Origin of the sequence: Arthrobacter sp., assembly GCF_031179985.1 — a bacterium.
GTDB lineage: Bacteria > Actinomycetota > Actinomycetes > Actinomycetales > Micrococcaceae > Arthrobacter.
This window is the reverse complement of the sequence record NZ_JAPSHJ010000085.1, coordinates 1-7272: the sequence shown is the minus strand read 5'-3', so window position 1 is coordinate 7272 and position 7272 is coordinate 1. Positions and strand designations below refer to the sequence as shown.

The window sequence follows — 7272 nt, the reverse complement described above, 5'->3', positions numbered from 1 at the left end:
CTCGAATGGTTGATGGCAAATACAAAACTCTGACCATCCTCATTGCGACGGCGAGTCAGTTCGACGCCCTGGTCTGAGGCAGCAACTGGGGAAACCCCAGATTCGGACAACAAACTGTCAATGAGAGCGCCGAGGTTATCCGGATCCGGGAACGTGGCGAGATACCAGGCTGTTCCATTGCCAACTTCACGCCGTGTAAGGGCCGGAACGCCGTCCAAGGGATACTCCGTAAACGTCGCCAGAACCTCGGCAGCGCCGCCGCCGCCTACAGCTCCAACAACATGGACCTGCTCGCTCCAGATCGAAGCTGTCCCGCCGTCGCTGAGCTTCAGTTGTCCGCCGCCCAGCAGCGGATGGAATTCTTCAACTCTTATTCCCAGGAGGTCACGGAACGCGCCGGGGTAGCCGCCCAACCGGACGTGGTCGTGCTCGTCGACTATCCCGCTGAAGTAGCTGACAAGTACCGTTGCGCCACGACCGGCAGCGGCCGCTATATTGGCGGCGGACTCATCCGAAACGTTGTAGAGCGTGCAAACGAGGACAAGGTCGTAGCCGTCTAGGGATGCAGACGGATGCACGAAGTCGACTGCCACGCCGCGAAGGAACAGGGCCCTGTGGAAGCTGCGCAGGAGGTCCAGATACTTCACGTCCTGGCTCGGGTGGGAGTCCAACTCGGAGGCCCACCACGCCTCGTAGTCGAAGACGATGGCCGCACGGGACTCGACTCGTGAACCGCGGACCGGGGCCAAACGCTTGAGGGCAGAGCCCAGTTCCACCACCTCCCGCCAGATCCGGGTGTCGCGACCGCTGTGGGGGACCATGGCGGAGTGGAACTTCTCGGAGCCCGCATAGCTTTGCCGCCACTGGAAGAACATCACGGCGTCGGCCCCACGGGCCACATGAGCCAACGAGTTGCGCAGCATTTCGCCGGGAAGCTTTGGCCGGTTGCGTGGCTGCCAGTTGACCGCCGACGTCGAGTGTTCCATGAGGATCCAAGGGTTACCTCCGGCGATACCGCGCGTGAGGTCTGCGCTGAAGGCGAGCTCCACCTCGGATTCCGGATCCGCCGCTACAAGGTAGTGGTCGTTCGCAATCACGTCCAGGTCCTGAGCCCAATCGAAGTAATCAAGGGACTTCGTGGCGCTGGAGGCCATCAAATTAGTGGTGGCCGGGATATTTGGGGTGACCTCGCGGAGCACAGCAACCAGGGCACGGTAAAAGTCCGCTAATGCCCAGGAGCTGAAGCGCTTGAAGTCCAGTTGCTGCCCGGGATTGAGAGTGAAGGGCGCCGCGCGGGGAGGCAGAATCTCCTCAAATGAAGCATAATTTTGTGACCAGAAAGCTGTGCCCCACGCATGGTTCAAAGCCTCGATAGTTCCGTAGCGCCGTTCAAGCCAACGGCGGAATGCGGCAGCATCCTCGTCACCATGGAACTCTGAAACATGGCAGCCAAGTTCGTTATCAACGTGCCACAAGGCCAACGCGGGGTGGTCCTTGTATCGGTCCGCGAGGACCCGCGTGATTCCAGTCGCGTAGCGCCTGTAAACGGCCGACGACGGCGAATAGTGCCGTCTGGAACCGGGACCCAGCACCGTGCCGTCGGCGGTCACGGGAAGAATTTCGGGATGTTTGCGCACCAGCCAGGGAGGGGGAGCGGCGGTGGACGTCGCCAGGGCCACTTTGATCCCGGCAGCCGAAAGATTGTCCAGCACCTCGTCCAGCCACGTGAAGTCGTACTCGCCCTCGCGAGGTTCCAGCAAGGCCCACGAGAATATCCCGACGCTCAGGAAAGTAACTCCTGCTTCTTTCATCAGATCCAGGTCCTCAAGCCGAACGTCCACCGGCCACTGCTCCGGGTTGTAGTCGCCACCGTAAGCGATGCCGTCCAACTGGCTCCAGAGAGCTGCGGGCGGGATAGTTTCCTTGCGGGACATGGGACTCCTTTATCTGTAGCGCCAGAAGCGGAACTACCAAAACTCGATCTTTCGGAAAACGCTTGCCCAACTGGACGATAACGGATATTGTATCGTTTCAGAAGGCATGTTAGCCAGCTCACTACTTCCGTTGTAGGGACCACCCGAACACATGCTGACCCAATCGAGCAAGGAGGCTCTCATGATCGACAGAAGGAATTTCCTCACCACGGTGGCGCTGGGCACAGCGAGTGCCGCCGTCCTGGCGGCCTGTGGCCAGCCGTCCCCCGCGCAGACAGGTTCTGCCGACAACCCCGTCACCATCAACTACACCTGGTGGGGCAACGATGACCGCGCCGAGCGCACCCGCAAGGCAATCGCGCTCTTCGAAGCCAAAAACCCGGACATCAAGGTTAACGGCAACTTCACCGACTTCCCTGCCTACTGGCAGAAGCGGGCGACCGAAGCTGCCGGCGGCGGCCTCCCGGATGTTATGCAGTGGGACCTCTCCTACCTGCGTGACTACGGCCAGCGCAACCAGCTCCTGGACCTCAGCACCGTAAAGATCGACACCTCGGCCTTCGACAAGTCACTGCTTCCCTCGGGTCAGATCAGGGGCAAGACTTACGGCATCCCCACCAGCACCAACGCCTTCGCGGTCTACTACGATCCCGCCAAGCTCGCCTCCCTCGGCATTGCCGAGCCGGACGGCTCGTGGACGTACGACGAATACAACGCCTTCCTCACCGAGGTTGGCACCAAGAGCGGCGGTGCTCTCTTCGGCTCCAGCGACTACACGTCGGTCTGGTGGATGTTCAACATCTGGCTTCGCCAGCAGAACATCGAAGCCTTTACCGAGGATGGCAAGCTCGGCTTCAGCAAGGACGATCTGAAGGAATGGTGGAACAAGGTTGCGGACCTGCGCGGCACTCCCGCCATCATCTCGGAGGAGCGGATCACACAGCTCCTTCCCAAGTCCGCGTTTGGCTCCAACGCCACCGCGTCCGAGGTCACGTGGGACAACTTCATGGCCGGTTACCTTGGGGACAGCGGCGCCAAGGAGCTCAAGCTTGTGCCGGTTCCGTCCGACGACCCCGACAACCTGGGGCTGTTCCTCAAGCCTTCCATGCTGATGGTGGCAAGCGCCAAGACCAAGAACAAGGATGCTGCCGCCCGATTCATTGACTTCATGGTCAACGATCCCGAGGTTGGCGAGATCTTCAAGACCTCCCGCGGTGTTCCTGCCTCAAAGACCCAGCGCGACGGCACCACCTTCGAGGGCACCGACAAGCTGGTTGTTGACTACGAGAAGTCCATCGAGAAGTACCTCAAGGACGCTCCCGAGCCCCCCATCGTTGGCTTCGGCACCCTCGAGGCTTCCTTCAAGCGCATCAGCGCGGACCTCAATTTCGGCAAGGTGGACGTGAACGGTGCAGCCGACGCGTGGTTCAAGGAAGCCGAAGACCTCATTAAGCAGAACGCCTGAGCAGGCAGAATGTCTCAATCAGGCTTCACAACTGACGGAATGAATTCGTGACTCAAAGCCCAACCCTGAGCAGGCGTTCGACGTCGTCCGATCTCCCGCAGCCGCGCAAGTCGCGGCAGCGGGGGACGGACACCCGCGCCGGCTACACTTTCCTGCTGCCCTGGCTGCTGGGATTCATCGCCCTCACCATAGGCCCGATGATTTCATCGCTGTACCTGTCCTTCACCAACTACAACCTGTTTGAACCGCCCAAGTGGATCGGGCTGGACAACTACATCTCATTGTTCCAGGACGAACGGTTCCTGCAGTCGGTGGGCGTTACCGTCAGCTACGTGGTCTTCGGTACGCCGATCAAGTTGGCGGCCGCACTGGCCGTCGCCATGCTCCTCAACAGCAAGCGAAAAGGGCAGGGGTTCTACCGTTCAGCTTTCTACGCTCCGTCCCTGATCGGCGCCAGTGTCTCGATCGCCATTGTCTGGAAGGCAATGTTCGGCGATTCCGGGCCGGTTGACCAGGGTCTGTCCTTCTTCGGGATCAACTTAGGCGGCTGGGTAGGCAATCCGTCCATGACCATGCCGATGTTCATCCTGCTGACGGTCTGGCAGTTTGGCGCACCGATGGTGATCTTCCTGGCCGGCCTGAAGCAGATTCCGGGCGAACTCTACGAGGCTGCATCCATGGACGGGGCCGGTCCTATCCGGAAGTTCTTCAACATCACCTGGCCCATGCTCTCCCCGGTGATCTTCTTCAACCTGCTCATGGAAACCATCCATGCTTTCCAGATCTTCAACGCCGCGTACATCATCTCGAACGGCGAAGGCGGCCCAGCAGGCTCCACTCTTTTCTACACTCTTTACCTGTACTTGCGGGGTTTCAGCGACTTCCGGATGGGCTATGCGTCAGCAATGGCGTGGCTCCTGGTGATCGTTGTAGGCGTCATCACCCTGATCTTCTTCCGCACGTCCAAGTCCTGGGTCCACTACAGCGGTGATTCGAAATGACGACCATAGCAACCCCAACAGCGTCTGCAGCGGACACACAGGCGCCGCACTACAACCCCAAGTCGGAAACAGCAGGTGCCAAGCGGCTCAAGAGCGCCATTTTCCACGTCGTGGCACTTGCCCTGACGGCAGTGGTGCTCTATCCGGCACTGTGGATGATCGCTTCGTCGTTCAAACCGAATGCAGAGATCGGTGGTTCGAATACGTCCCTGTGGTCAAGCAACTTCAGCTTCGACAACTTTGTGACGGCAATGGATGGCATCGGCGGCGTTTCCACCATGACGTTCTTCACCAATTCGCTGATCCTGGCCCTGGGCGCGGTGGTGGGAACAATCCTGTCCGCGAGCGTCTCGGCCTATGCGTTCGCCAGAATCAAGTTCCCCGGCCGCAGCGTGTTCTTCGGGATGATGATCGCGACCCTTCTCCTGCCGTTCCACGTGGTGATCATTCCGCAGTACATCATCTTCAATCAGCTTGGCCTGGTGGACACCTACATCCCGTTGCTGGTTGGCAAGTTCCTCGCGGCTGACGCCTTCTTCGTCTTCCTGATGGTCCAGTTCATGCGTAACCTGCCGGCGGAACTCGACGAAGCGGCAAGGATCGACGGCGCCGGGCACGCCAGGATCTTCGGTTCGATCATGCTTCCGCTCATGAAACCCGCCTTGATTTCGACGTCGATCTTCTCCTTCATCTGGAGCTGGAACGACTTCCTCGGCCCCCTGCTGTACCTCAACACTCCGGAGAAATACCCGTTGCCACTGGCACTCCGCCTCTTCGTGGACCAGACCCAGAGCTCGGACTACGGCGCGATGATTGCCATGTCCGTCCTGGCGCTGCTCCCGGTGCTGGTGTTCTTCCTGGTGTTCCAGCGGTACATCGTTGAGGGCGTCTCCACCCAGGGCCTGAAGGGCTGACGGAAACTGAAGGGTGGGAGATCTAGGATGAGCACCATGGAAAGCACCGGCTCAGGGCAGGGGAACGACCTCTCCGGCGAAGATCGCATCCCGGTCAATCGCTTTGCACTCTTTGCCGAAGCGCTCCTCACCGGCGCCCTGGTTCTGGTTCTTTCCCTTCCGCTCGTGACTATTCCCGCCGCCTACGCTGCCGGAATCTCGCATCTGGAAAAGCACCTTTCCGGTAGGGATGATTCCATCCGCGCCTTTTGGGGGAGCTTCCGGTCAGCACTGCCGGGAAGCTGGAAAATGGGGGCGACGACGGCGGTGGGGGCCGCCGTCGTCGTCCTCAACCTGCTGCTGGCAACCGTTGGGCAGCTGCCGGGCAGGGCAGTCGTGCTGCCCGCCACGGTAGTACTCGCCACCGCCGCTGCCGTATTCCTGCTCAGGACGGCGGCAGCCTGGTCAACCCATCACAACTGGCGGCTGTCTTTGGCGGAGGCGAAGGTTGTTTCGCTCCGTGATTTCAGCGGATCGTTGCTCCTGGTGTCGGCCTTGTTCATGTGCGTCGTGTTCGTCTGGATGCTCGTGGCGCTGTTCGTGGTGGTCCCTGGGGCACTGATCCTGGCTGCGGCTGCGGTAAAGATCCGCGCAGGGCGCAAGTAACTAAAGCCAAGCGTCAATAACCAAGAGGCCCCTCTTCCAGGGGCCCTCTGTTCTCACCTCTCAGCGAGCAAAGTGCCTTCTGAACGCCCAAAATACGCCCGAGCTGACTCCTCCACGAATGTGCGCTGGTACACGTCTCTCCGGTTGCGCAACTACCGTCTGCTCATCTCGCTTCAATTCCTTGGAAGTACGGGCGTGTGGATGCAGCGGCTGGCCCAGGATTGGCTGGTGCTTCAGCTCACCGGAAGCCCCGCCGCCGTCGGGCTGGCTGTAGCGCTGCAGTTCTTGCCCATGCTTGTGGTGGGGCCACTCAGCGGGATCCTGGTGGACCTCTTTCCCAAGCGGCGCATCCTTCTGGTGTGCCAGTCCGTTGCCGCAGTCCTGGCCATGACGCTCGCAGTCCTGAACGCCAACGGGTCCATCACTGTCTGGGCCGTTTATGCGTGCTGTGTGGCCTTGGGGATGACGTCAGCACTTGAGGGCCCCGCACGCCAGGTTTTCGTCAGCGAAGTGGTGGGTGACGATGCACTCCGTCCTGCGATTGGACTCAACAGTGCCATCCACCAATTGGGCGCGATGGTGGGGCCAGCCTTAGCAGGGGTGGTGATAGCCAAAGCCGGTGTGGCCGCTGCTTTCGCCGCCAACTCCCTCATTTGCCTCGCCGTTCTTGCCTTGGTCGCTGCCATCCGGACCTCTCAACTCCACGTCAGTCCGGCTCCAACACGCGGGCGCGGGCAGGTCCTGGCAGGCTTCCGGTACGTGAAGCAGCGGCCCGCCCTGTTGCTCGTGATCCTGCTGTCCAGCCTCATGGGGGTTTTCGGGATGAACGGGCCTGTGGTGCTCGCGGCCTTTGCCGACACCATCTGGGACAGCGGCGCCGAGGGCTTCGGTCTGTTCAATACGTTCAGCGCGGTGGGTGCCTTGGCCGGAGCTCTCCTGGCCGGGCGCTTGGGATCCTTGGGGCGGCCGGGGCTTGTTGCGGCGGCTGCGCTGTTCGGGCTCTCCCAACTCATTGCTGCACTGATGCCGAGCCAGGAGTGGTTCGTCGCCATGTTGGTTCTTGTGGGGCTCATGACCTTGCTCTTCCTCACCTGCGCAGCAACAACTGTGCAACTTGAGGCCGGTCCGGAGGTACGGGGGAGGGTGATGGCCCTGTACCTGCCGTTGTTGCTGGGCGGCCATGCTTTTGGGGGGCTCCTGGCAGGCTGGCTGACCGAGCAGTTCGGGGTCCGCGAAGGGCTTGTGGTGACAGGTGTCCTTGGGATGCTGTCTGCCGTCGTCGTCGGGCTGCTGATGTGGAGGAACGCCCGACG

General features: G+C 60.9%; 6 protein-coding genes. 5 read left to right on the top strand and 1 reads right to left on the bottom strand.

The features are described 5' to 3' along the window. The coding region (locus RIN13_RS19740) for a beta-galactosidase (protein WP_309109013.1) at positions 1 to 1934 on the bottom strand (1934 nt) is incomplete at its 3' end. Between the two features lie 181 nt (positions 1935 to 2115). On the opposite strand from RIN13_RS19740, the gene RIN13_RS19735 reads away from it, so the two are divergent. The 5 genes from RIN13_RS19735 to RIN13_RS19715 all read left to right on the top strand — a co-directional run. Then, positions 2116 to 3399, top strand: a complete 1284-nt coding sequence (locus RIN13_RS19735) for an ABC transporter substrate-binding protein (protein ID WP_309109012.1) — start codon at positions 2116 to 2118, stop codon at positions 3397 to 3399. Positions 3400 to 3446: 47 nt separating this feature from the next. Next, positions 3447 to 4400 carry a sugar ABC transporter permease gene (locus RIN13_RS19730; RefSeq protein WP_309109011.1) on the top strand — a complete coding sequence of 318 codons (954 nt, stop codon included), beginning with the start codon at positions 3447 to 3449 and terminating at the stop codon, positions 4398 to 4400. Continuing rightward, a complete protein-coding gene (locus tag RIN13_RS19725; RefSeq protein WP_309109010.1) occupies positions 4397 to 5314 on the top strand; it encodes a carbohydrate ABC transporter permease in 918 nt (305 codons plus the stop codon). The genes RIN13_RS19730 and RIN13_RS19725 overlap by 4 nt, the downstream gene beginning before the upstream one ends. 27 nt (positions 5315 to 5341) lie before the next feature. After that, positions 5342 to 5959: a Poxvirus protein I5 gene (locus RIN13_RS19720; RefSeq protein ID WP_309109009.1), complete on the top strand. Its 618-nt coding sequence runs from the start codon at positions 5342 to 5344 to the stop codon at positions 5957 to 5959. Positions 5960 to 6031: 72 nt separating this feature from the next. After that, the coding region (locus RIN13_RS19715) for an MFS transporter (RefSeq protein WP_375164802.1) at positions 6032 to 7272 on the top strand (1241 nt) is incomplete at its 3' end.

Bases quoted from the DNA above. Each gene is read 5' to 3' on its own strand.
- RIN13_RS19735 (WP_309109012.1), top strand. From the start codon at position 2,116: ATGATCGACAGAAGGAATTTCCTCACCACGGTGGCGCTGGGCACAGCG.
- RIN13_RS19725 (WP_309109010.1), top strand. From the start codon at position 4,397: ATGACGACCATAGCAACCCCAACAGCGTCTGCAGCGGACACACAGGCG.
- RIN13_RS19720 (WP_309109009.1), top strand. From the start codon at position 5,342: ATGAGCACCATGGAAAGCACCGGCTCAGGGCAGGGGAACGACCTCTCC.